This is a genomic window from Streptomyces sp. NPDC005533 (genome assembly GCF_042871845.1).
Lineage (GTDB): Bacteria > Actinomycetota > Actinomycetes > Streptomycetales > Streptomycetaceae > Streptomyces.
The window spans coordinates 52,424-75,491 of record NZ_JBIAJH010000029.1 but is presented as its reverse complement, the minus strand read 5'-3'; the positions used below and the strand labels follow the sequence as shown (position 1 = coordinate 75,491).

Sequence of the window (23,068 nt, the reverse complement as noted above, 5' to 3'; positions counted from 1 at the left end):
GTCGCATGACCGTACCGCTGGAGCCGCCACGATGACCGCCACCCCCTCCACCACCGTCGCCAACCTCCGCGACCTCGGCGGTACCCCGCTCGCCGGCGGCCGGACCGTCCGCCCCGGGCTGGTGCTGCGCTCCGGCCAGCTCGACCGGCTCGACCTCGACGCCGATCCGGTCGTGGCGGCCCTGGGCGTGCGGACCGTGATCGACTTCCGCACCGACGCCGAGCGCGCCGACCACCCCGACCGCATACCCGACGGCGCCCGGCTGCTGGTCGGCGACGTCCTCGCGGACAAGCTGCGGGAGGCCGGCAAGAAGCCCGCCGCGTCGCAGCTCAAGGACCTGCTGTCCGATCCCGCGGTGGCGGAGGAGCACCTGGGCGGGGGCAAGGCCCAGGCGCTGTTCGCCGACACGTACCGGTCCTTCGTGAACTCCGTCTCCGCGCAGGCCGCGTACCGGATGCTGCTCACCGAGGCCGCCGACCCCACGGCGGGCCCGCTGCTCTTCCACTGCACGGCCGGCAAGGACCGGACCGGCTGGGGCGCGACGGTGATCCTGGCGCTGCTCGGCGCGGACCAGGAGACCCTGATGGCCGAATACCTCTCCGTCAACCCGGCGGTGAAGCAGGCCTTCGCCCCGATGATCGAGGGTTTCACCGCCGCCGGCGGGGACCCGGACATCGCGCTCGCGCTGATCGGCGTCTTCCCCTCCTACCTGGAGGCGGCGCTGGACGAGGTGGAGACGCGCTACGGCTCCATGGAGAAGTACGTGCGCGAGGGGCTCGGCGTCCCCGACGAGACGGTCGACGCGCTGCGCGCCCGCCTGGTGGCCTGACCCCGCACCCCGGGACATTGCACTCGAAGGGGACCCCTGCGGACGGGTGACCATCCGACGATTCGCTCGTTCTGCTGAACGTGACTGCGCCGGATACCGCCACCCGCCCCCTGCCTCCCGTGTCTGCCGTGCCGCCGGACGTCGAGCAGGCCGAAGCCGCGATCGTCGAGCACTACCCGCGGCTGGTGCGGCTCGCCTATCTGGTGCTGCCGCCCGCCCTCGGCCGCAACCGGCGGGTGCTCACCGCCCACTCGCTGGTCCAGCGGGCGCTGCCGCGCGGCCGGCGGGACGCGGCGGCGGCCGCGGCGGCCGTGCAGGGAGGGGTCCCCGGCCAGCGGGCCGGCGCGGACGACTCCGGTTACTCCTACGTCCGGCTGCGCGTGCTGCGCGCCGCCCTGGAGGCGGGGATCCCGCTGACCTTCCGGGCGCTCCCCCGGCGCGCGCAGCTGCCGCCGCTGCTCCCCCAGGTGTGGGGGCTGCGGCTGTTCCCCCGTTCGGGCGGGGCCGAGGAGCTCGCCCTCGACCAGTGGCTGGCCACCCTCGACGGGCCCGGCCGGGCCGCCTGCGTGCTGCGGGCCCTGGAGCGGCTGCCCGAGCCGGAGGTGCTCCGGGTGCTCGACGACGCCGGGGTCCCGGATCCGGCCGCCGCCGTCGCGGAGTCCGGGGATCCGGCGAACGACGCCCTGTTCGCCTCCCCCGAGTTCGACCCGTGCGTGCTCCAGGCCCGGCCCACCGACCTGCTGCGGCGGCGCCGGCTCGGCCGGGCCGCGCTGGCCGCGGCGGCCGCCCTCGCCGTGTGCGGGGCGCTGCTGGCGCTGCCCGGCGGGGGCTGGGGCTCGGACGGGGCCGCGGCTCCGCTCTATGCGCGCAACGCCGCGGCCGAGCAGGCCCTGGATCCCGGGAAGCTGGTCCGGGTCGCGCCGACGCTCTGGCACACGTCCTCCCGTACGGACTTCTCCACCTGGCCCGCCCGCGGGGACCGCGCCGACGACGTCGCGCTGCTGCGCCGGGCGTTGGCCGTCTGGGCCCGGCCCGGCTCCTCCGTGGTCGTCTCGGCCACTCCGGGGACCCCCGCCGGGCCGCCGATGGGACCGGCGCAGCTGCTGTTCGCGGGCGTCGTCGACCAGGCCGTCGTGGTCCTGTTCCACGACGGCCTGCGGGTGGTCCGCTACGCCGAACCGCGCACCGGGACCGCCGGCGCCGCCCTCGACTTCGCCCGGACCGACGGCGCCTCGGCCGACACGGCGACCGCGCTGGTGCTCAGCCGGGTCGACGGCAACGTCCGCTACCTCGCGGCGCCCTGGGTCACCGGCGTCTCCCTGCGGGACCTCCTCAAGCCGGGTGCCCCGGCGGCGGCGCTGAAGCCGGGCCGGGACGGGGTGACCCCGCCGGTCGCGAGCCCGGCGCCGGCGGGCAGCTGTACGAGCTGGAACGCCCTGGCCCTGACCGGCGACGGCGCCACCCGGCTCATCACCGACCTCGGTGAACTGACCCCGGCCCGGCTGACGTCGGGGGCTCCGGGCGCCGAGCGCGACGTGACGGAGGCCGCGGAACTGGGCGACTGGTCGAAGATCGCCTGCCTGCTGCCCTCGGTCCGTTCGCACGGGGTCCGTACGGTCAACGCCTGGACGTACGCGAAGCAGCCGCTGCCGGAGGGCGACGGTACGGCGACGTGGCTCTGCACGCGGGCCGAGACCTGGCAGGGCGCGGCGGACCGGGTGCAGGCGCAGTTCCTGGCCCCGGGCGGGGCGTTGGCGGCGCAGGCGGCCAAGGCCGAGGGGTCCGCGGCGTGCGGGCCGCGGGAGCCGCGGGTGCTGGCCGGCGTGCTGTGGAAGTCGCGGGCGGGCCAGTGGTACGTGCTGGCGGCGGGCAGTGCGCAGTTCGCCTCGCTGTCGGTGTCGGGCGGCGGGGTGAGCGGGGCGGCGAACGGCAACCGGCTCGCAGTCAAGGCGCCGGCCGGTGCGCAGGTGGACCTGTCGGGCAAGCTCACGGACGGGACGAAGGCGGGGACGCTGCGCTAGGCCGCGCGAGGGGGCGGGCGGGCCGGGACGCGGAGGCGGGTGAAGATTCAACGACCAAGCACGGCTGAGGAGTTGGCGGGATCCGGACATGACGGTCGTAGCGTGCACATGGCATGATCGGGTTCCGGTTACCGCTCGGTAATCCCCCACCCCCCTCACCCGCCTGAAGGTCAACCACGTGCGCCTGCTCGCCCGCCGCCTCCTCCTGCCCGGCCTGACCGCCCTCGCGCTCGCCGCCACCGGCTGCTCCTCCACCCCCCACACCCGCGCCGCCGAACCGGCCGCTCCCGCCACCCTCGCCCCGTCGGTCGACGGCACGTCGCAGCAGCTCGACGTGGCCGCGGCGCCGCAGGGGTCGCCCACACCGGCGGCCGTGTCCCGCGGCGACGGGAAGGGCAAGACCGAGAAGTCCTCGCTGAAGGTCGCCTCCTACGACAAGGAGAGCGGACGGGCCGTCATATCCACGGCCCCCGAGGGGCCCACCCGGACGCCGTCCCCGGGCAAGTCCCCCGAGGCCGCCAAGCCCGTCGCGGCCGGCGACGTCATCGCCAGCGCCCCGGCGCCGGGCGCCCCGAACGGCCTGCTCGCCAAGGTCACCGAGGTCGTCGGCAAGACCGACCGCGGCACCGAGGTCAAGACCGCCGCCACCACGCTGAACTCCGTCCTCGGCGACGACAGGGCCGACGGCAAGGTGCCCGTCGACCCGGCGTCGGTCACCGTCGAGCCCCTGATGAAGGGCGTCACCTTCTCCTGGGCCAAGGGCCAGGGCCTGAAGTTCGGCCCCCAGGGTGCGAAGCTGCCGCTCGGGAACCTGCGGCTCGACGTCGACGCCTCCGTGGACACCGCCCCGGACGCCCCCGCCTCGGCCGGCGCCTCGGTGACCGGCTTCGTCCAGCTCGCCCCGCAGGTCGAGTTCTCGTACGACGGCACCCCGGGCGGCGGCGCCGGCCCGCGCGGCGCCTACCTCGGCATGAGCGGCGACTGGTCCTCGCAGTGGAAGCTCCAGGGCCGCGCCGCCGCGAGCACCGGGGCCCCCAAGCGGATCCCGTTCGCCAAGCTGCACAGCTCGCCGGTCATCCAGGTCGGGCCGGTCCCGGTCGTCGTCAACCTCGACCTGACCTGCTACATCCAGGTGGAGGCCGACGGGCGCGTGACCCTTGACGTCCAGCAGGACGTCAAGGGGGACTTCAAGGTCGGCGGCAGCTACGCCTTCGGCAAGGGCTGGACTCCGGTCAGCACCTCCACCGTCCAGAGCACCCCGGTCCAGGCGACCGTCACCGCCGCCGGCCGGGTCAAGGGCGCGCTCGGCGCCGAGGCGTCCGTCGGCCTCTACGGCGCCGTCGGCGTCACCGCCGACTTCGCGCCGTACCTGCGCGGCGAGGCCGACGCCAAGGCGACCGCTTCCAGCGACGGCAAGACGTCGGTCACCGGTGCCTGGGCGCTGTACGGCGGGTTCGACCTGAGCGGCAACCTCCACCTCCAGCTGTCCCTGTTCGGCACGCCCGTCTTCGAGCGCAAGATCCCGCTGGGCACCCTGAACCGCGAGTGGGCGCTCGTGAGCGGCAGCACCGGGCGCTAGCCGCCCCGCGCGGGGCGGGTGGCGGGGCGGGCGGCGAGAAGTCGGCGCAGGGGGCTTCTCACCCCCTGTACCCATCAGTACATTGACGCCATGTCTAATACGCCGCTCGCGCCCGCCCCCGTGGCGTCGGAACACGTGGACCTGAGGCCCCGGAACGTGTCCTTCGGCTGGGAGGACACCCCGCTCCACTGGCTGCCCGGCGAGCCTTTCGCCGGGCACATGATCAACGTGCTGCACCTGTTGCTCCCCGCCGGTGAGCGCTGGTTCGTGCACGTCTACAAGCAGGTGCTCCCCCACATCAAGGACGAGCGGCTGCGGGCGGACGTGGTCGGCTTCATCGGCCAGGAGGCCATGCACGCCGCCGCGCACGACGACGTACTCCCCCACCTCAAGCGGCTCGGGCTGGACCCCACCCCGTACACCGCGCAGGTGGACTGGCTGTTCGAGAAGCTGCTCGGCGACCGCACCCTCCCGCCGGGCCGGGCCCGGCACTGGTGGCTGATGGAGCGGGTCGCCATGATCGCGGCGATCGAGCACTACACGGCGTTCCTGGGGGACTGGGTGCTGAACGCCGAGGCCCTGGACCGGCGGGGCGCCGACCCCACCATGCTGGACCTGCTGCGCTGGCACGGGGCCGAGGAGGTCGAGCACCGCTCGGTCGCCTTCGACCTCTTCATGCACGTCGACGGCAACTACCGCCGCCGGGCCCGCACCTGGGCCACCGCCTTCACGGCGCTGGTCTTCCTGTGGCAGCGCGGGGTCCGCTTCTTCATGGAGAACGACCCGCACCTGGACGCCGCCAAGGCCTCCTTCGGACAGTTCTTCCGGGCGGGGCGGCAGGGGGTCCTGCCGACCAGCGGCGCCATGCTGAAGTCCATACCGAAGTACCTCTCCCGCACCTACCACCCCTCCCAGGAGGGCTCGACGGCCCAGGCGGTGGCCTACCTGGCCGCCTCCCCCGGCGCGAACGGCGGGGTGCGGGCATGAGGCGCGCCCTCGCGGTCACGGCGGTCGCGGGCGCCGCCTGGGTGACCAGGCGCGCCCTGAAGCGCCGCATCGACAGGTCCCCGCTCTGGCCCCTGCCGGCCCTGGAGACACCGGTCTCGGGCCACTCCCCGCGCCGTGCGCTGCGCGCCCTGATCGTCTCCCGTACCCAGCCGGCCGAGGGCGTGCTGCAACTGACCCTGGAGTCACCGGACCTCCCCGCCTGGACCCCCGGCGCGCACGTGGACGTGACCCTGCCCTCGGGCTTGGTCCGCCAGTACTCCCTGTGCGGCGACCCCGCGGACGGCGGCAGGTACACGATCGCGATCCGGCTGGTCGAGGACGGCCGCGGCGGCTCCCGCGAGGCGCACGAGCAGCTGGTCGAGGGCGCCGAACTGGAGCTGCGCCCGCCGCGCAACCGCTTCGCGCTGGTCCCGGCGCCCTCGTACGTCTTCGTCGCGGGCGGCATCGGCATCACCCCGATCCTGCCGATGCTCCGGGCCGCCACGGCCGCCGGCGCCGACTGGACCCTCCTGTACGGGGGCCGCTCGCGCGCCTCGATGCCCTTCCTGACCGAACTGGCCGCCTACGGGGACCGGGTCACGGTGGTCGCCCAGGACGAGGCGGGCCGGCCCGACCTGACGGCGCCGGCCAACGCGGGGCCGGGCACGCTCGTCTACTGCTGCGGCCCGGAGCCCCTCATGCTGGCCGTCACGGCGGCGGCCCCGGACCCGGCGGCGGTCCGCCTGGAACGCTTCGCCCCGGCCGCGGCGCCCGGCCCGGCGCACCCCTTCACGGCCGAACTCCGCCGCTCGGGACGGGTCGTCGAGGTCGCCGGGGACGAGAGCACCCTGGCCGCGGTGCGCCGGGAGCTGCCCGCCACCCCGTACTCCTGCGAGCAGGGTTTCTGCGGAACCTGCCAACACCGGGTGCTCGCGGGCGCGGTGGATCACCGCGACGACCTCCTCACGGACGGGGAGCGGGCGGAGTCCATGCTGTTGTGCGTCTCGCGCGCGAAGGGAGACCGCCTCGTCCTGGACCTGTGAACGCTCCCCAGTAGGGTGTCCGCATGACAACCGGGGTGCGACGCAGGATGGGTGTCGAGGAGCGGCGGCAGCAGCTGATCGGGGTGGCCCTGGAGCTGTTCAGCCACCGGTCGCCCGACGATGTGTCGATCGACGAGATCGCGGCGGCGGCCGGGATATCCCGGCCGCTCGTCTACCACTACTTTCCCGGCAAGCTGAGCCTGTACGAGGCCGCGCTGCGCCGGGCCGCCGACGAGCTGGCGCTGCGGTTCGTGGAGCCCCGGGAGGGGCCGCTCGGGGCGCGGCTGTTGCGGGTGATGGGGCGGTTCTTCGCCTTCGTCGACGACCACGGGCCGGGCTTCTCGGCGCTGATGCGGGGCGGTCCGGCGGCCGGCAGCAGCCGGGCCAACGCGATGATCGACGAGGTCCGGCAGGCGGCGTACGAGCAGATCCTCACGCACCTGGGCATCTCGCTGGAGGATCCCCCGGCGCGGCTGGAACTCGTGGTGCGGTCCTGGGTGTCGCTCGCCGAGTCCACCGCGCTGATCTGGCTGGACGGGCGCCGCATCCCACGTGCCGAGCTGGAGCTGCAGCTGGTGCACGACTTCGCCGCGCTGGCCGCAGTGAGCGCGGCCTACGACGCGGAGATGGCGGGGATCCTCGTACGGATCCTGGCCGACGAGCCGGCCGACGGGCCGTTCGGAGAACTGGTCGGGCGTCTCGGCGGCCTCGTGCCGGGCTCTTGATCACCAACGGTTCCGATCACCGATAATGCCCGCGTGATCATTGACGACGGGATCTTGTTCCGGCAGGCCGCGGAGAAGGACGCCGGCACACTGGTGCGGCTGCACGACCAGGCCGCCCGCTGGATGCAGAAGCACGCGATCGACCAGTGGAAGCCCGGCGACAAGGACGCCGCCCACTTCCGCGCGCGGATGGCCGACGGCGAGGTGTGGCTCGGCGGCGACGGCGACGGCCGGGTCGTCGGGGCGTACGAGCTGTGGTGGTCCGACGAGGACGCCTGGGGCGTCCAGCCCCCGGTGGCCGGATACGTCCACCGGCTGATGGTGGAACGCGAGGCCGCCCCCGCCGGCGCCGGGCGCCGCCTGCTCGAACACGCCGAGCGGCGGATCGCCGGGACCGGACGGGAGCGGGCCCGCCTGGACTGCGTCTCCACCAACCCCCGGTTGCTCGCGTACTACCGGGCCGCGGGCTACCGGGTGGTCGGGGAGCTCCCCAACAAGGTCGGGAAGGACGGCAGGACCTACGGGGTGATCCTGCTGGAGAAGCGACTGGACCGGCTCAGCGCCGTGTGAAGACCGAGACGGTGCGGGCGGGGACGGTGAACTCTCCTGTCGTGGTGTCGTACGCGGACCGCTTGACCGTGGGGTCGGAGCCGGCGGCCTGGACCGGGTTCAGGCGGTAGGCGGTGCCGGCGAGGGCGGGGACGCGCTGGGGCTGGGCGGTGGGGGTGGCGTTGAAGACCACGACCAGGTCGCCCAGGGTCATGGTGATCACGCCCGGGGTCTCGTCCTTGCCCGAGAGGGGGAAGGCCAGCCGTGACTGGACCTCCTCCGCCGTGGTGAGGGCGAACTCCGGCGCGGTGGTGCGGATCCTCAGCAGGTCGCGGTGGGCCGCCGCGGTGGCCGTGATGTCCGCGCAGGTGGGGGCCGGTCCCGTCAGGAGCGGCTTCGCGAAGGGCCACTTCGGGGCGTTGTCGGCGGCGGGGGGCAGGCCGCGGCCGAAGCCGTTGCCGCTGCGGCAGTCCCACTGGATGGCGTTGAACCAGTCGCCGCTGTCGTAGGAGTTGCGGTCCAGGGACTTGGAGCGCAGCAGGTCCGTGCCCGCCTGGGAGAGGGACGGGCCCTGCGAGAGGGTGGCCGTCGCCATGGCCAGGACCTGCATGCGGGCCTTGTCGGCGTTGCTCGTGGCCGGCGGGAGCTTGTAGGTCAGGGCGTCGGCGAGGGTCTCGTTGTCGTGGGCGTCCGCGTAGGCGAGGGCGTCGCCGGGGGCAGCCGCGTAGCCGGCCGGGGCTCCGTTGTAGTCGACTTCGGCGCCCTTGGTGCGGCGGCCGGTGGTGTCGGTGAAGGCGTACGAGGCGAGGTTGCCCGACAGGCCCACCTTGATCAGGTCCTGGGCGTGCAGCAGGCGGGCCTTCTGCTCGGCCGGGGTGCCGTTGGCGGGCGAGGAGTTGGGGCTGGTGAACAGGCCCGAGGCGAAGCCCTGGACGCGCGGGTCCTCGTCGAAGGGGCCGCCGCCGCGGACCGCGTCGCGCGCCCGGTCGGAGAAGGTGGCGATGCCGGTTCCGGCCATGTTCTTCTGCGTGGCCTGCACGAAGCGGGCGTCGTCGGCGATCTCGCCGAAGTTCCAGCCCTCCCCGTAGAGCACGATCTTCTTGCCGTCGACCCCGTCCTTGGCGGGGGTCAGGCCGTCGAGGGCCTTGCGGACGGCCAGGATGTTGGCCTTCGGGTGGTGGCCCATCAGGTCGAAGCGGAAGCCGTCGACCTTGTACTCCTTCGCCCAGGTGACGATCGAGTCCACGACGAGCCGGCCCATCATGGCGTTCTCGGGTGCGGTGTTCGCGCAGCAGGTGGAGGTGGCGACGGAGCCGTCGGCCAGCAGCCGCTGGTAGTAGCCGGGGACGATGCGGTCGAGGACCGACTTGTCCGACTGGCCCGCGGCGACGGTGTGGTTGTAGACCACGTCCATCACCGTGCGCAGCCCGGACCCGTTGAGGGACTGGACCATCCTGCGGAACTCGACGGTGCGGGCGGTGCCGTTCGGGTCGCTCGCGTAGCTGCCCTCGGGGACGGTGTAGTGCAGCGGGTCGTAGCCCCAGTTGTACGCGTCCTTCGCGGCCGCGGCGGCCACGCACGCCTGCTGCTCCTGCGAGTCCGGCGCGTACACCGTGAGGTCGCAGGCGGGAGTGGTGCGGTCGGCGGCCTTCTCCGGGATGGTGCCGATGTCGAAGACGGGCAGCAGGTGGACGTACGAGGTTCCGGCGGCGGCCAGGTCGCGCAGGTGCCGCATGCCCGCCGAGGAGGTGTCGGTGAAGGCCAGGTACTGGCCGGGGTGGGTGCTGGTGCGGTCCGCGACGGAGAAGTCGCGGATGTGGAGCTCCTGGATCTGCGCGGAGGTGAAGGGGACGGCCGCGGGCTTGCGCAGGTCCTTCCAGCCGGGCGGGGCGAGCTTCGGGTCGGCCAGGTCCACGGCCAGGCTGTGGGTGGAGTCCGCGGTCAGGGCGGTGGAGTACGGGTCGGTGACCAGGTTCCGGACGATCTGCCCGGTGGTCGGGGCCCAGACGGTGACGGCGTAGCGGTACCGCTTCCCGGTCCAGGAGCGCTCGCCGCGCACCGACCAGACGCCGGTGGCGTCGTCGCGGTGCATGGCGAGGGTGCGGCCGTCGAGTTCGAGGGAGACCTGCTGGGCGGTCGGCGCCCAGACGGAGAGGGTGGGACGGCCGTCCTTGAAGACGGGGCCGAGGGCCGCGGTCGTCGCGTACAGGTCGTCGAGGACCCCGGCGAGCTGGACGCCGGTGGCGGCGAGGACGGCGCCGTTGGCGGCGCGGGCACTCGCGACGAGCTGCCCGCGCAGGGCCTCGCGGACCCGGTCGCGGTCGCGCGGGTCGACGGGGTACGCGCCGTAGCCGGCCAGGTGCGGGAACTTCTGCTTCTGGGCTGCGGTCAGCTCGGTCCGGGACCCGAGGCGCAGCCACTGGGCGTGGCCGGTCACGGTGCCGTTCTCGGCCTTGACGGAGCCGTCGCGGGAGGCGAGGAGCTGGGCGGAGGCGGCGGCCGCGGGGGCGTTCCAGGCGAGGGTGTCGCGGTCGATCCAGACGGCCTGGGCCTTGGTCAGGTCGAGGGCGGCGCCGGCGCCGGCGGGCTGCGGCAGGAGGTACTTCTCCTTTCCGCCGAGCATCCAGACCTCGTGGCCGGTGGCCTTCAGGTCCAGGGACTGGTCGGTGGGCAGGTCCTTGTCGTCGCCCTTGTGGAGGATGTAGCTGAGGCTGGTGGCGCCTGCCGCGAGCGGGACCTCGTACACGGCGCCGTAGGAGTCGGTGCGGGCGGGCAGCAGCGGCTTGGTCCAGTCGGTGGGGTTCGCGGCGCCGGTCCAGACGTGCAGGCCCCAGCCGTCGTAGGCGCCGTCGGGGCGCTGGTAGTGCAGGACGGCCTTCGCCGTGTCCTGCGGCGGGTAGGCGGGGCGGTCGGTGCGGGCGGGCTCCTTGCCCTGCTCCAGCCAGATCTCGCCGGTCTTCGTCACGTCGATGGTGCGGTCGGCGGCGACGTCCTTGTTGCCGTCCTTGTCGATGACGAGGTAGCCGACGGAGGAGGCGCCGGGCTTCAGCCTGACGTACGCGAAGGCGCCGTAGGCGTCGCGGCCGGTGAAGCCGTGGCCCTGCGGCCAGGGAGTGGCCTCGCCCTCGGCGAGGTCGCCCCAGGCGTAGAGCCGCCAGTCGGTGTAGTCGCCGTCGGGGCGGTTGTAGTGGACGACGGCGTAGTCGCGCTGGGTGGCGGTGGGGACTTCGGTGGGCGGGGCCTGGCCGGCGACGGATTCGGCGAGGGCGCTCGCGGTGCGGCCGGCGGCGTCGACCACGACGGCCTTGTAGCGCAGGGGGGTGCCGGCCGGGGTCTTGGCGTCGACGTGCTGGGTGACCTTGTAGGGGGCGTGGTCGGCGGAACCGAGCACCTGCCACTTGTCGTTGCCGCTCTGCGCGGCGAAGACGACCCGGTTCAGGCCGCCGCCGGTGACGTCGGCGGAGAGCTCGACGGTGCCGGTGGCGCCGGGGGCGGGGGCCTTGAGGGCGAGGGCGGGCTTGGCGGTGGGCTGGGCGGCGGGCGCGAGGGCTTGGAGGACCACGGAGCCGAGGGCCGGGACGGGGACGGTGAGCTTGCCCGCCGCGGAGGCGCGGAGCAGGGCGGTGCCGCCGTAGAGGGTGCGGTACTGGGCGCCGGCCGGGGCGTCGATCTCGACGGTGCGGGCCTCGGTTCCGTTGTTGGCGGCGACCAGGTACTCGGTGCGGCTGCGGGCATCGGTGCGTGCGAAGGCGTAGACGGAGCCGTCGGCGAGGCGTTCGCTCTGGACGCCGTCACGCAGGGCCGGGTGGGCCTTGGTCAGCTTCGAGAGAGCACTGATCTGCCGGTAGAGCGGGTGCTCCGGATCGTAGGCGTCGCTCGCGTGCGTGCGCGCCGTGCCGAGCTGGTCGTCGTCCAGGTAGTCGGCGACCTGCGAGGCGAAGAGCGGCTGGCGGGCGTCCTTGTCGCCGCCCGCGCCCGTGAAGCCCTGCTCGTCACCGGAGTAGATCACCGGATTGCCGCGGGAGAGGAACATCAGCTCGGTGGCCAGCCGGTAGCGGTCCAGCAGCTCCTGCTCCCCCGCGCCCGGCCGGTCCTGCTTCAGGAAGGTGCCGAAGCGGCCCATGTCGTGGTTGCCGAGGAACGTGACCTGCTCGTAGGCGTTGGCCTTGTCGCTGGTGTACCGGTAGTCGTCGGCCAGGACGGAGGCGAGCCGGCCGGCTTCCGCGCCCTGGGAGGCGTACGCGCGGATCGCGTCCTGGAGCGGGAAGTCGAGGGTGGCGTCGAGGCGTCCGCGGGTGACGTACGGGGAGGTGACGGCGGTGTCGGCGGAGTAGACCTCGCCGAACATGAAGAAGTCGTCGCGGCCGCGCTTGGCCGCGTACGCGTCGAGGGCGGTCGCCCACTGGGTCCAGAACCCGGTGTTGACGTGCTTGACGGTGTCGATCCGGAAGCCGTCGATACGGAAGTCCTTGACCCACTTCTCGTAGATCTTCTCCATGCCCTCGACGACCTCGGGGCGCTCGGTCCACAGGTCGTCGAGGCCGAAGAAGTCGCCCTGGTCGGAGGATTCGCCGGCGAAGGTGGAGTCGCCCCGGTTGTGGTACATCGTCGGGTCGTTGAGCCAGGCCGGGACCTTGAGGTTCTTCTTCGCGTCCGGCACGAAGGGGGTCCTCGGGAAGGACTCGCCGTCGACCTTGGGGAACTTCCCCTGCCCGTCGGCGTAGTCCTTGTCGTCGAAGGGCACGCCGTCCTTCGTGAGGTACGGGAACGCCCCCTTCGACAGGTAGGAGGAGGAGGCCTCGCGGTAGTCGACGACGTCGGCGGTGTGGTTGGTGATGACGTCGAAGAAGACCTTCATCCCCTTCCCGTGCGCCGTGTCGATCAGCCGCTCCAGGTCGGCGTTGGTGCCGAAGTGCGGGTCGACCTGGGTGAAGTCGGTGATCCAGTAACCGTGGTAGCCGGCCGAGACGTCGTCGCCCTTGCCCTGCACCGGCTGGTTCTTGAAGATCGGCGCCATCCAGATGGCGGTGGTGCCGAGCCCCTTGACGTAGTCCAGCCGGTCGGTGAGCCCCTTGAGGTCGCCGCCCTGGTAGAAGCCCTTGTCGGTGGGGTCCAGGCCGGTTTCCAGGCGGGAGCCGGTCAGGCCGCCCCGGTCGTTGGCCGGGTCGCCGTTCGCGAACCGGTCCGGGAGCACGAAGTAGAACTGCTCCCGGGTCAGGTCGTGGCGGTCCGGCTCGGCGGCCAGCTTCGCGTCCGAGGGCGGGGCGGGCGGCTTCGCGGCGGCGTCGGCCGCGGCGGGGAGGGCGGGCAGGAGCGTCACGGCCAGGGCGGCGGCGAGCACTCCTGCGGCAGGGCGTATCAAGGCGGGTCTCCTTGTGTACGTGTCGCACGGATGAGGGCCGCCCGGCGGTGGCGGGGAAGGGTGCCGGGCGGCCCTGGTCGGTGGGGCGGCGGCTCAGTTGCGCCAGGTGTCGGCCAGCGTGACCGTGCCGCTCGCGGGGACGGTGGCGGTGCGGTTCGCGCCGCTCTCCCAGGTGACGTTGCCGGCGGCGTCCTTGCGGACGTACTTGTACGCGAAGGACGTGCCGGCCGGAAGGGTGACGTCGAGCTTCCAGACGGGGTAGGCCGCCGGGTCGAGCTTGAGGGCGGCTGCGGTGTTCCAGGAGCCGAGTTCGGCCCGGTCGCCGGTGACGTAGACGTTCTGGCCGGGGACGGTGGTGGCGTTGACGGTGAAGGAGGCCCCGGCGGCTGCGGCCGGGGTGCCCGCGCAGGTCCGGGCGCCCACGTGCAGGGCGAGGGCGGTGCCGGCGGCGACGGTGGCGGTGAACTGCCCGCCCGCGCCGACGGTGACCGTGCGGCCGCTCTGCACGTCGCAGTAGTCGCCGCCCGGCAGGGAGGTCTGGAAGGTCCGGGTCAGGGCGGAACCCTCGTGGTTGATCACCACGTACGCCTTCGATCCGCGGCCGAAGGCGATCTGGTCGCCGCCGTTGTCCCACCAGTTGCCGACGGACTGGCCGCGGGCGGCGTTGCGGAAGCCGACCATGGAGGAGATCTCCCGCCAGGCGTGCTGGCACTTCCAGCCGTCGGCGTAACAGGCGTTCACCGTGCCGCCGTTGGGCGGGCCGGCGTCCTTGTCGGTCCACTCGTAGCCGGAGTGCACGTCGGGCGAGCCGTAGGGCCAGGCCAGCGCGAAGACACTGGCCAGCGTGTAGGTGGACCCGTCCTTGTAGGTGAGGGTGTCGCCGCCCCGCTCGGTGTCGTGGTTGTCGACGAAGACACCGGCCTGCCCGCTGGGCATGTACCCCCAGGCCTCGCCGAAGTTCTTCAGGTAGGCGAGGTTCTCGTTCTGGAAGACCCGCTTGAGGTCCCGGGCGTACCGGAACTCCTGCACGTCGCCGTTGCCGAGGTACTCGCTCGGCGAGACGGCCTCCCCGGCCCCGTGGATCGCCTCCTGCTTCCAGTACACGCCGGGGTTGGTGAGGCGGGACTTGATGTTGGCGAGGTCGGCCGCGGGCATGTGCTTGGCGGCGTCGATCCGGAATCCGTCCACGCCGAGGGAGAGCAGGTCGTTGAGGTACCCGGCGATGCGCCCGCGCACGTAGTTCTCGCCGGTGTCCAGGTCGGCGAGCTGCACGAGCTCGCAGTTCTGGATGTTGGCGCGGTCCTGGTAGTTCGAGATCGAGGCCCGGCAGTCGTCCATGTCCGCGCCGGAGAAGAGGCCCGGGTAGTCGTACTTCGTGTACGAAGTACCGCCGGTGCCCGTGAAGGTGGCGCCTGCGTCGGCCGGTCCGGCCATGTGGTTGATGACGGAGTCGGCGACGACCTTGACGCCGGCGGCGTGACAGGTGTCGACCATGGCCTTGAAGGCGGCCCGGTCCCCGAGCCGCCCGGCGATCTTGTAACTGACGGGCTGGTACGAGGTCCACCACTGCCCGCCCTGCACGTGCTCCTGCGGCGGCGACACCTGCACGTACCCGTACCCGGCGGGCCCGAGGGAACCGGTGCAGGCCTTGGCGACGGAGTCGAAGCGCCACTCGAACAGAACGGCGGTCACGTCCTTCTCGCCGGGCGGCGCGGCGACGGCCTGCGGCGCGAGGCCCGTGAGGGTGGCCGCGGCAAGTGCGGTGGTGGCGCAAAAGGTTGCAGCTCTGACGGCTCTGGCAGGCATGCGGGGGGCCTCCTGGCGGAAGAGGTGGGGATTGGAGCGACCGTAGGGGCCAGGTAGGAGCCCTGCAAGAGTTTGCGCAAGAGATTGCAGAATTGTTTCTTCCGCGTGTCCGCCGAAGGGCACGTCGGACCGGCGACAACCGGGACGCGAAGGGGAACCGGGCGGCGGCCGCGGTCACGGCGGCGGCCGCGGCCACTGACGGGTGGCGCACGGCGGCGCCGGGACCCATGACGGGGTCCCGGCGCCGGGCAGGGTCCCGGGCGGGGCGGAACAGGCCCGCACCGCCCGCCCGGGAGGGTTACGGGGCCTGGGCCGTCGAGCCCCGGACCACCAGTTCCGGCTGGAAGACGTACTCCGTGCGCTGGACCGGGGTGCCCGAGACCGCCTCCAGGAGGGCGCCCACCGCGGCCGTCGCCATCGCGCGCACCGGCTGGCGGACCGTCGTCAGCGGCGGGTCCGTGAACGCGATCAGCGGGGAGTCGTCGAAGCCGACCACCGACACGTCCTGCGGCACCCGCAGCCCGCGCTCGCGCGCCGCCCGGATGACGCCCAGCGCCATCGGGTCGCTGCCGCACACGATGCCGGTGCAGCCGCGGTCCAGCAGGGCCATGCCCGCCGCGTGGCCGCCCTCAACCGTGAACAGGGTGCGCTGGATCAGGCCTTCCGCCTCCGCGTCCGGCACGGCGGCGAGGAACCCCTGCTCCTTGCGCGCCGACGGCACGTACCGGGTCGGGCCGATCGCCAGGCCGATCCTCCGGTGGCCCAGGTCCTCCAGGTGCCGCACCGCGATGTCGGCGGCCGCCCGGTCGTCGGGCGAGACGAAGGGCGCGCTGATCTGCTCGTTGAAGCCGTTGATCAGCACGAAGGGGACCCCGCGCGCGGCGAGCCGCTGGTAGCGGGAGGGGTCCGCGTGGGAGTCGGCGTGCAGGCCCGACAGGAAGACCATCCCCGTGACCCCGCGTTCCTCCAGCTGTTCCACGAGCTCGTCCTCGGTGGCCCCGCCCGGCGTCTGGGTGCACAGCACCGGCGTGTACCCGTGCCCGGCCAGCGCCTGCTCTATGACCTGCGCGAAGGCCGGGAAGATCGGGTTGGTGAGCTCCGGGATCAGCAGCCCGACCAGGCCGTTGCTGCGCCGCTTGAGCCGTACGGGCCGCTCGTAGCCGAGCAGGTCGAGCGCGGCCAGCACCTTGTGCCGGGTGCCGGCCGCGACGCCCGTCTTGCCGTTGAGCACGCGGCTGACGGTCGCCTCGCTGACCTGGGCCTGCGCGGCGATGTCCGTCAGCCGGAGGGGGGAGGTCACCCCGACGTCACCCGCCACCACACCGTGGTGTCGGCCGGCAGCACGCCGTCCTCGACGCTCGCGCCGCTGGACAGCAGGGCCTCGCCGGCGACGGGGAGGCGCACCGCCGTGCCGGTGGTGTTGGCGGTGCAGAGGAAGTCCCCGCGGCGGAAGACCAGGACGCCGGCGGGAGCCTCCTGCCAGTCCACCGACTCGCCCGCGCCCAGGTCCGGGTGCTCCCGGCGCAGCCGCAGGGCGGACCGGTACAGCTCCAGGGTGGAGGACGGGTCGCCGGTCTGCGCCTCCACGCTCAGCTCCGCCCAGGAGTCCGGCTGCGGGAGCCAGCTGCCGCCGGTGCCGAAGCCGTACGGGGCCTGCGTACCCGACCACGGGATGGGGACCCGGCAGCCGTCGCGGAAGCCGTCCTGTCCCGCCGCGCGGAAGAACGACGGGTCCTGGCGGACCTCGTCCGGCAGGTCGGTGACGTCGGGCAGGCCGAGCTCCTCGCCCTGGTAGACGTAGGCCGAACCGGGCAGCGCCAGCATCAGCAGGGTCGCCGCGCGGGCCCGCCGCAGACCGAGCTCGCGGTCGCCGGGCTCGCGCAGCTGGGTGCCGAGGCCGGCGGGGTTGGCGAAGCGGGTGGCGTGCCGGGTGACGTCGTGGTTGGACAGCACCCAGGTGGTGGGAGCGCCGACGGGACGCATCGCGGCCAGTGAGCCGTCGATGACCTCGCGGAGCGCCGTCGCCTCCCAGTCGGTCGTCAGGTACTGGAAGTTGAACGCCTGCTGCATCTCGTCGGGGCGGACGTAGCGGGCGGTGCGTTCGACGGTCGGGGTCCACGCCTCGGCGACCAGGACGCGGTCGCCCTCGTACTCGTCGAGGATCCGGCGCCAGGAGCGGTATATCTCGTGGACGCCGTCCTGGTCGAAGAAGGGCATGACGTCGTTGCCGAGCAGCTTGAGCTGGTCCCTGGCGCCGAGGTCGGGCAGGCCGGGTGCCTTGACCAGGCCGTGGGCCACGTCGACGCGGAAACCGTCGGCGCCGAGGTCGAGCCAGAAGCGCAGGATCGAGCGGAACTCGTCCTGGACGGCCGGGTGCTCCCAGTTGAAGTCGGGCTGCTCGGGTGCGAAGAGGTGCAGGTACCACGCGCCGTCCGCGACCCGGGTCCACGCCGGACCGCCGAAGATCGACTCCCAGTCGTTGGGCGGCAGTTCGCCGTTCTCCCCCTTGCCGGGACGGAAGTGGAAGCGCTCCCGCAGCCGGGATCCGGAACCTTCGCGCAGCGCCTGCTTGAACCATTCGTGCTGGTCGGAGCAGTGGTTCGGGACGAGGTCCACGATGATGCGCAGACCCAGTTCGTGGGCCTCGCGGATCACGGCGTCGGCGTCGTGCAGCGTGCCGAACATCGGGTCGATGGCCCGGTAGTCGGCCACGTCGTAGCCGGCGTCGGCCTGCGGGGAGGCGTAGAAGGGGCTGAGCCAGACGGCGTCGACGCCCAGTTCCTTGAGGTAGGGCAGGCGGCTGCGGACGCCTTCGAGGTCCCCCATACCGTCCCCGTTGGAGTCGGCGAAGCTGCGCGGATAGACCTGGTAGATCACCGCGTCTCTCCACCAGCCGGGCAGGGTGCCGGTGGAGGTGGGAAGTGCGTCGGCGAGGTGCTGGGTCATGTCGTCCTTGGAGAGGTCGGGCCGGTGATGCGGGAGCAGGCGGGTGGTCAGCCCTTGGTGGCGCCTGCGGTCATCCCGGCGACGAGGTGGCGCTGGGCGAAGACGAAGAAGATCGCCGCGGGGATGGCGATGAGGACCGAGGCGGCGCTCATCGCACCCCAGTTGGAGGTGTACTGGGTGACGAAGGTCTGCAGGCCGCCGGCCAGGGTGAGGTTCTCCTCGCCGACCATGAAGGCGGAGGCGTACGCGACTTCGCCCCACGCGGTGATGAAGGCGTAGAAGCCGGTGACGGCGAGGCCGGGCTTGGCCAGCGGCAGGATCAGCCGCCAGAACGTGCCGAAGGGGTTGAGCCCGTCGACCCGGCCGGATTCGTCGATCTCCACCGGGATGGTGTCGAAGAAGCCCTTCATCATCCAGGCGCAGAACGGCACGGCGATGGTGAGGTAGGTGATGATCAGGCCGATCGGCTGGTTGAGCAGGCCGAGGTCGCCCATCAGGTTGTAGAGCGGCACGATGAGGATGGCCATGGGGAACATCTGCGTGATGAGCAGGGTCCACATGAGCGGCTTCATGCCGGGGAACCTGAAGCGGCTGACCGCGTATCCGGTGGTGGCGGCGATGAACACACCGAGGACGGTGGTGACGCCGGCGACCAGGACGGAGTTCCCGAACCAGCTGAGGAAGTGGCTCGACTCCAGCAGGTACGTGTAGTTGCCGAAGGACGGATCCTTGACGAAGTCCGTGCTGACCGCGTGCTCGGCGGGCTTGAGCGAGGTCAGCAGGATCCACAGCACCGGGAACACGGCGATGACGGACGCGCCGAGCAGGGTGAGGTGCAGGCCTGCGGAGGCGAGCGGGGAGCGGCGGCCCCGGGTACGAGCGGTGGTCACGGTCACCACACCTCTCCCTGCTTGCGCAGCGAGCGCCGGTAGACCAGCGCGAAGATCATGAGCAGGGCGAGGATCAGGACGCCCCACGTGGCGGAGCCGGCGAAGTCGCGCGGGCTCGACACGAACGCCTCGCGGAAGGCCTGGGTCACGAGGATCTCGGTGGAGTCGCCCGGTCCGCCCCGGGTGAGCAGGAAGATCACCGGGAACATGTTGAAGGTCCAGATGGTGGAGAGCAGGATCACCGTCATGCTCACCGCGCGCAGGCCGGGCAGGGTGATGTGCCGGAACCGCTGCCAGGCGCTCGCGCCGTCCATCTCGGCGGCCTCGTACAGCTCGCCGGGGATCGACTGCAGTCCGCCGAGCAGGGCGACCATCATGAAGGGGACGCCGAGCCAGACGTTGACGGCGACGACCGAGAACTTGGCCCAGGTCGGATCGTCGAGCCACGGGACCGCGGCGATGCCGCCACCGTCGAGGATCTTGTTGAGGATGCCGTTGTCGCGGTTGAAGAGGAACCGCCACGCGAAGACCGAGACGAAGCCGGGGACGGCCCAGGGCAGGATCAGCGCCATCCGGTAGGCGGCGCGGCCCCGGAACTCCCGGTTGAGCATGTTGGCCAGGACCAGGCCGAGCGTGAAGGTGATCGACACGCACGCGACGGTCCACACCACCGTCCACACCAGCCGCTGCAGGAACACCGGGTCGCTGAGCACGTCCGCGTAGTTGTCGAGGCCGACGAACTCGTACGTGGCCTCGATGTGGCGGGCGCCGATGGTGCGCGAGACGTTGCGCTCGTTGGCATCGGTCAGCGACAGGTAGATGCCGCGGACCAGCGGCCAGCCGATGATCACGCCGAGGACGAGCACCACGGGGGCGATCATCGTCCAGGCGTACCAGTGGGTGGCGAGGGCGCGCCTCAGCCCACCCTTGGTCCCACCGGGGGCCTTGCTGTCAGTCCAGCGGCTCCGGCCGCGGGCGGCGGTGTCGTCTCCGACTCCGTCGCCCGCGGCCTTCGCCACCGACTGGCTGGTGTGAGCAGCCATGGTTTCGTTACTTCCAGCCCTTGAGGATCTTGCGGAACTCGACGCCGGCCGTCTTGGCCGCGTCCTCCGGGCTCGACGCCCCGGTGATCGCCTTGGTGTACTCGACCTTGAGCGGCTCGAAGAGGGAGCCGTTCTCCGGGATCCAGGCGCGCTCGACGGCCTTGTCCACGGCCGGCTTGAAGAACTGGACCATCTCGCTGCTCTTGACGTCCGGCTGCTCGTAGGCGGCGGTACGGGTCGGCAGCAGGCTCAGGTCCTTGGCGGACTGCACCTGGACCTCCTGCGAGGTCATGTACTCGACGAAGGCGTGCGCGGCGGCGCGGTTCTTGGAACCGGCGTAGACGCCGAGGTCGTGGCCGCCCTGCGGGGCGCCGGCCTTGACCGAGCCGGCCGGGACGGCGGCGATGCCGAGGTTGGCCTTGTCCTTGAACTGGTCACCGGCGTAGGTGTCGGCGACCGCCCACGGACCGTTGATCATCATGGCGGCCTCGCCGGACTTGAAGGCCGTCTGCATGTTGGTGTAGCCGTCCGTGGCGTTCGTGACGGCCGCGCCGGAGGTGACCAGGTCACGAGCGGTCTTGAAGGCCTTGACGCCCGCCGGGCCGTCGACGGTGACCGTCTTGTTCTTCGCGTCGACGAGGTCGCCGCCCTCGCCGTAGATCAGCGGGAGGAACCAGTAGGAGTCGTCGCCGCGCAGGTAGAGACCGGCCTTGCCGCTCTTCGCCTTGATGGCGGCGGCGGCCGACTTCACCTCTTCGAGCGTCTTGGGGGGCTGGACGCCGGCGTCGGCGAGCATCTTCTTGTTGTAGAAGAGGCCGAGGGTGTCGATGACCTGCGGTACGGCGTAGGTCTTGCCCTCGAACTTGCCGCTGGCCGCGGCCTGCGGCAGGAACTCGGCGTCGACCTTCTTCGCCGTCTCGGCCGGGACCTCGTCGAGGTAGCCGAGCGAGGCGAAGTCGGCGACCCAGCCGACGTCGGCGCGGATCACGTCAGGCGCGTCGGAGCCGCTGCTGAAGGCGTTCTTGACCTTGTTCTGCGCGTCGCCGTACGGGACGTTGACGTACTTGACGGTCACCTTCGGGTGCTTCGCGGTGAACGCCTCGGCGATCTTCTGGAAGCTGGCCTTCTCGGCGTCGTTCGAGGTGTCCCACCAGGTGACCGTGCCGGAAAGCTCGCCGCCGGCCTTGACCTCGCCGTCGTCCTTGGTGTCACCGCCGCAAGCCGTCGCCGCGAGCGCCAGGGTCGCGACCAGCGCGGTGGCCGCTATGCCACGCCGCATATGAACTCCTTCGATGATCCCGGCCGCGCCCTCGCGGTCCCGAGTTGCCAGGAACGTAACAAGACTGAAAGAGGACCGAAAGACCTTGCGCAAACTTTCTGCAAGCGGAGGCGATCGTTACATCCGTGTGTCCGTACGGTTGCCGCAGCTTGCTGTTAGTTCGAGGCACCTTCGACCGCCCGGGCCCGCAACCAGGGGGCATGTACCCGCGTTGACCCCGATATGACCCACGAGTCGACGGCCGTCCAGCTTGCAAGCTCTTCCAGCAACGCGACCGCGAGCGGTGGCTGGTGGCGCGATGCAGTCATCTATCAGGTGTACGTCCGCTCCTTCGCCGACAGTGACGGCGACGGGGTCGGCGACCTGCGCGGGGTCCGCTCGCGCCTTCCCCACCTCGCCCGCCTCGGGGTCGACGCCGTGTGGCTCACCCCCTTCTACGTCTCCCCGCAGGCGGACGGCGGCTACGACGTCGCCGACTACCGGGCCGTCGACCCCCTCTTCGGGGACCTCTCCGACGCCGACGAGCTCGTCCGCGCGGCGCACGCGCTGGGGCTGCGGGTCATCGTGGACGTGGTGCCGAACCACACCTCCGTGGAGCACCCGTGGTTCCGTGCCGCCCTCGCCGGGGACGCGGAGGCCCGGGCGCGCTACCTCTTCCGCCCGGGGCGGGGGGCCGACGGCTCGGAGCCCCCGAACGACTGGGAGTCGATCTTCGGCGGGCCGGCGTGGACACGGGTCCCGGACGGCTCGTGGTACCTGCACCTCTTCGCACCCGAGCAGCCGGACCTGAACTGGGACCACCCGGAGGTCGACGCCGAATTCGCGTCGGTGCTGCGGTTCTGGCTCGACCTCGGCGTCGACGGCTTCCGCGTCGACGTGGCCCACGGCATGGTCAAGGCCCCGGGCCTGCCGGACATCGGCCGCGGCGCGCAGGCCACCCTGATCGGGACCGAGCCGCTCCCCTTCTTCGACCAGGACGGGGTCCACGAGATCCACCGCGGGTGGCGCCGGCTCCTGGACTCCTACGAGGGCGAGCGCATCGGCGTCGCCGAGGCGTGGGCCCCCACCTCCGACCGCCTCGCGCTGTACGTCCGCCCGGACGAGCTGCACCAGGCCTTCAACTTCCGGTTCCTCAACTGTCCGTGGGACCCGGCCGCGATGCGCACCGTCATCGACGAGTCGCTGGCGGCCACCACCTCGGTCGGCGCCCCGACCACGTGGGTGCTGTCCAACCACGACGTCGTACGCCATGTGACCCGGTACGGGGGCGGCGCCCGCGGCCTCGCCCGCGCCCGGGCCGCCGCCCTCCTGATGCTGGCCCTCCCGGGCTCGGCGTACCTCTACCAGGGCGAGGAACTGGGCCTCCCCGAGGTCCTGGACCTCCCCCCGGAATCCCGCCGCGACCCCGCCTTCCGCCGCCGGCCCCCGGCCCACCCGCAGCCCGACGCCCACCCCGGACCGCGCACCCCCCGCCAGGCCGCGGCAGGGGCCGGGCCGCAGGCCGCAGTGGGGGGCGGGGCGGGGGCCCCTCCGGGGACCCGGCCGGAGGCCGACGGGCAGGAGGGGCTGCGTGACGGGTGCCGCGTGCCGATCCCCTGGTGCGGGACGGAGCCGCCGTACGGCTTCGGGCCGACCGGGAGCTGGCTCCCGCAGCCGGCCGGCTGGGGCCCGCTGACCGTCGCCGCCCAGACCGGCGACCCGCACTCCACCCTGGAGCTCTACCGCGCCGCACTGGAGCTGCGCCGCGCGATGCCCGGCCTCGGCGCCCCGGAGGCCGGCACCGGGGCCGCCGCCGGAACCCCGTACCGCTCCGGCATGTGCTGGCTGCCCGCGCCCGAGGGGGTGCTCCTCTTCACCCGCCCCGGTTTCGCCTGCACCCTCAACACCCGCCCCGAGCCGGTCGAGCTTCCCGCGCCCGGACGCCCCGTACTGTCCAGCGCCCCCGTGGAGACGGACGGCCGCACCGTCCGCCTTCCGCCGGATTCGTGCACGTGGTGGGCAATTTGAGT

General features: G+C 72.6%; 15 protein-coding genes. 8 read left to right on the top strand and 7 right to left on the bottom strand.

From position 1 onward, the window contains the following. Positions 1–31 precede the first annotated feature (31 nt). The 7 genes from ACFYP3_RS26250 (at position 32) to ACFYP3_RS26220 (ending at position 7,754) form a co-directional block, all read left to right on the top strand. Positions 32–829, top strand: coding sequence for a tyrosine-protein phosphatase (locus ACFYP3_RS26250; RefSeq protein WP_388837167.1), 798 nt, complete (start codon positions 32–34; stop codon positions 827–829). 80 nt (positions 830–909) lie between these two features. After that, entirely contained in the window at positions 910–2,850 is a 1,941-nt protein-coding gene (locus ACFYP3_RS26245) for a hypothetical protein (RefSeq protein ID WP_388837164.1), read from the top strand. A gap of 178 nt (positions 2,851–3,028) precedes the next feature. After that, complete coding sequence (locus tag ACFYP3_RS26240) at positions 3,029–4,429, top strand: hypothetical protein (RefSeq protein ID WP_388837162.1); 1,401 nt, start codon at positions 3,029–3,031, stop codon at positions 4,427–4,429. Between the two features lie 90 nt (positions 4,430–4,519). Further along, complete coding sequence (locus ACFYP3_RS26235; protein ID WP_388837159.1) at positions 4,520–5,416, top strand: metal-dependent hydrolase; 897 nt, start codon at positions 4,520–4,522, stop codon at positions 5,414–5,416. Beyond that, on the top strand, positions 5,413–6,459 hold the full coding sequence (locus tag ACFYP3_RS26230) for a PDR/VanB family oxidoreductase (protein WP_388837156.1): 1,047 nt from the start codon (positions 5,413–5,415) through the stop codon (positions 6,457–6,459). The genes ACFYP3_RS26235 and ACFYP3_RS26230 overlap by 4 nt, the downstream gene beginning before the upstream one ends. Positions 6,460–6,482: 23 nt before the next feature. Further along, complete coding sequence (locus ACFYP3_RS26225; RefSeq protein WP_388837154.1) at positions 6,483–7,184, top strand: TetR/AcrR family transcriptional regulator; 702 nt, start codon at positions 6,483–6,485, stop codon at positions 7,182–7,184. A 33-nt stretch (positions 7,185–7,217) separates the two neighbouring features. Continuing rightward, a complete protein-coding gene (locus ACFYP3_RS26220) occupies positions 7,218–7,754 on the top strand; it encodes a GNAT family N-acetyltransferase (RefSeq protein WP_388837152.1) in 537 nt (178 codons plus the stop codon). Here ACFYP3_RS26220 and pulA read toward each other — a convergent pair. From pulA to ACFYP3_RS26185, 7 genes are all read right to left on the bottom strand, one after another. Next, a complete protein-coding gene (gene pulA / locus ACFYP3_RS26215) occupies positions 7,741–13,095 on the bottom strand; it encodes a pullulanase-type alpha-1,6-glucosidase (protein ID WP_388837150.1) in 5,355 nt (1,784 codons plus the stop codon). The two genes, ACFYP3_RS26220 and pulA, sit on opposite strands and share 14 nt — an antisense overlap. A 93-nt stretch (positions 13,096–13,188) precedes the next feature. Continuing rightward, positions 13,189–14,901, bottom strand: coding sequence for a carbohydrate-binding module family 20 domain-containing protein (locus tag ACFYP3_RS26210; RefSeq protein WP_388837147.1), 1,713 nt, complete (start codon positions 14,899–14,901; stop codon positions 13,189–13,191). Between the two features lie 298 nt (positions 14,902–15,199). Continuing rightward, positions 15,200–16,201, bottom strand: a complete 1,002-nt coding sequence (locus ACFYP3_RS26205; RefSeq protein ID WP_388837144.1) for a LacI family DNA-binding transcriptional regulator — start codon at positions 16,199–16,201, stop codon at positions 15,200–15,202. Continuing rightward, the gene (locus ACFYP3_RS26200; RefSeq protein WP_388837141.1) at positions 16,198–17,847 is read right to left on the bottom strand and encodes a glycoside hydrolase family 13 protein; all 1,650 of its coding nucleotides are present in this window, start codon (positions 17,845–17,847) and stop codon (positions 16,198–16,200) included. The genes ACFYP3_RS26205 and ACFYP3_RS26200 overlap by 4 nt, the downstream gene beginning before the upstream one ends. A 47-nt stretch (positions 17,848–17,894) precedes the next feature. Continuing rightward, positions 17,895–18,737 carry a sugar ABC transporter permease gene (locus ACFYP3_RS26195; protein ID WP_388837138.1) on the bottom strand — a complete coding sequence of 281 codons (843 nt, stop codon included), beginning with the start codon at positions 18,735–18,737 and terminating at the stop codon, positions 17,895–17,897. A gap of 2 nt (positions 18,738–18,739) precedes the next feature. Further along, positions 18,740–19,780, bottom strand: a complete 1,041-nt coding sequence (locus ACFYP3_RS26190; protein WP_388837135.1) for a carbohydrate ABC transporter permease — start codon at positions 19,778–19,780, stop codon at positions 18,740–18,742. Positions 19,781–19,787: 7 nt separating this feature from the next. Continuing rightward, positions 19,788–21,059, bottom strand: coding sequence for an extracellular solute-binding protein (locus tag ACFYP3_RS26185; RefSeq protein ID WP_388837132.1), 1,272 nt, complete (start codon positions 21,057–21,059; stop codon positions 19,788–19,790). 222 nt (positions 21,060–21,281) lie between these two features. Here ACFYP3_RS26185 and ACFYP3_RS26180 point away from each other — a divergent pair, with 222 nt between their 5' ends. Next, positions 21,282–23,066, top strand: coding sequence for a glycoside hydrolase family 13 protein (locus tag ACFYP3_RS26180; RefSeq protein ID WP_388837129.1), 1,785 nt, complete (start codon positions 21,282–21,284; stop codon positions 23,064–23,066). Positions 23,067–23,068: the final 2 nt, after the last annotated feature.